General features: G+C 41.2%; 2 protein-coding genes. Both read left to right on the top strand.

What is annotated here, in order from left to right; translation table 11 throughout:
- The first annotated feature begins 54 nt into the window (after positions 1 to 54).
- Positions 55 to 432 carry an ISAon1 family transposase N-terminal region protein gene (locus CLV42_RS33630; protein ID WP_106606328.1) on the top strand — a complete coding sequence of 126 codons (378 nt, stop codon included), beginning with the start codon at positions 55 to 57 and terminating at the stop codon, positions 430 to 432.
- Between the two features lie 10 nt (positions 433 to 442).
- Complete coding sequence (locus tag CLV42_RS33625; protein WP_106606327.1) at positions 443 to 1,396, top strand: ISAon1 family transposase; 954 nt, start codon at positions 443 to 445, stop codon at positions 1,394 to 1,396.
- Positions 1,397 to 1,431: the final 35 nt, after the last annotated feature.

Here is a 1,431-nt window from a genome sequence, read left to right as displayed (position 1 = left end):
GGATCAAGGCCAAAAGTTGTGAAGCGAGACGAATTTTTCTAATTTTGCGTTAGGATGAAAGGACCCATACAGGACGGCTATTTCGCATTAGTGGAATTATTATTGCCAGAGTTTATATTAGAACACTTTGAATTGAAGGAAGTTCGTAAAGAAGCAGAAGTATTTCATTTAAATCTTGAAGAGGTAAATGCACCACCAGAGGAACTAAAAGAGGAAAAGCTACTATCCAAAGGATTCTTTCCCACCATTACAATTCAGGACTTTCCCATCCGGGGACACAAAGTATACATGCACATCAAACGCCGTCGCTGGCTTAGAACGACCACAGGTAAGGCTGTCTATAGAGATTGGAGTATTGTAGCCGAGGGCACGCGTATGACCAGCGAGTTCGCTGCTTTTTTAAAAGAAATCAGTCGATACAGCGGCGATTGATATCAATACAGTGGGCACCTTTCACGGAGTGCCAGGACGTAACCTGAATCGGCAATACAGAGATTTTCTAAGTGACTTCAAACAGTGGGATCAACGTTCACATGCCCGCAAATGGGTACTGTATCCAAAAAATCTTGGTAAGCATCTGTCCATTGATGAGACCAGCCTTTCAGACGGGGAACTATACACTATCATTACCAATAAAGCAGCCCAAGGCAAACAGGGCGCAATAGTGGCCATAGTAGCAGGTACAAAGGCAGAATTAGTAATAGATATCTTACACAAAATTCCTGTTAAGGAACGAAAGAAAGTAACAGAAATAACATTAGATATGGCGGGGAATATGGATTTTATCTCCAGACGATCTTTCCCTAATGCAGTGCGTGTTACTGACAGATTTCATGTGCAAAAACTGGCCACAGAAGCATTGCAGGAGATGCGTATTAAATACCGCTGGGAAGCCCTTGATGCAGAGAATGACGCCATAGAAAAGGCCAAACAAACTCAAACAGAGTTTAAAGCAGAAATACTCTCCAATGGAGATTCAGTGAAGCAATTGCTAGCCCGTAGCCGCTATGTACTTTACAAAAAGGAAGCAGATTGGACAATTAGCCAGAGACAACGAGCTCAGTTGCTTTTTGAACGATACCCAGACCTTGAAAAGGCCTATCAACTTAGCATAGATCTGAGTAGGATATTTGAAAACACGGAGAACAAGTTATATGGATTAACCCGCCTGGCGAAATGGCATGAAAAGGTTCGCCAGTCTGGATTTAAATCATTCAATACCGTGTCCAGATCTATTCAGAATCATTATAAGACCATTCTAAACTATTTTAATCACAGGTCTACAAATGCATCTGCGGAATCGTTCAACGCTAAAATAAAGGCATTTAGGAGTCAATTTAGAGGGGTAAAATGCATCGAATTCTTTTTATTCCGATTAACCAAATTATATGCTTGATCTACAACTTACTCCACAACTTTTGGCCTTGATCC

Source organism: Chitinophaga ginsengisoli, assembly GCF_003014595.1.
GTDB lineage: Bacteria > Bacteroidota > Bacteroidia > Chitinophagales > Chitinophagaceae > Chitinophaga > Chitinophaga ginsengisoli.
Note: the sequence above shows the minus strand (reverse complement) of the source record. Positions and strands in the feature narration are given on the sequence as shown.

Excerpts from the sequence above, each read along its gene's own strand:
- CLV42_RS33630 (WP_106606328.1), top strand. The coding sequence starts at position 55 with ATGAAAGGACCCATACAGGACGGCTATTTCGCATTAGTGGAATTATTA.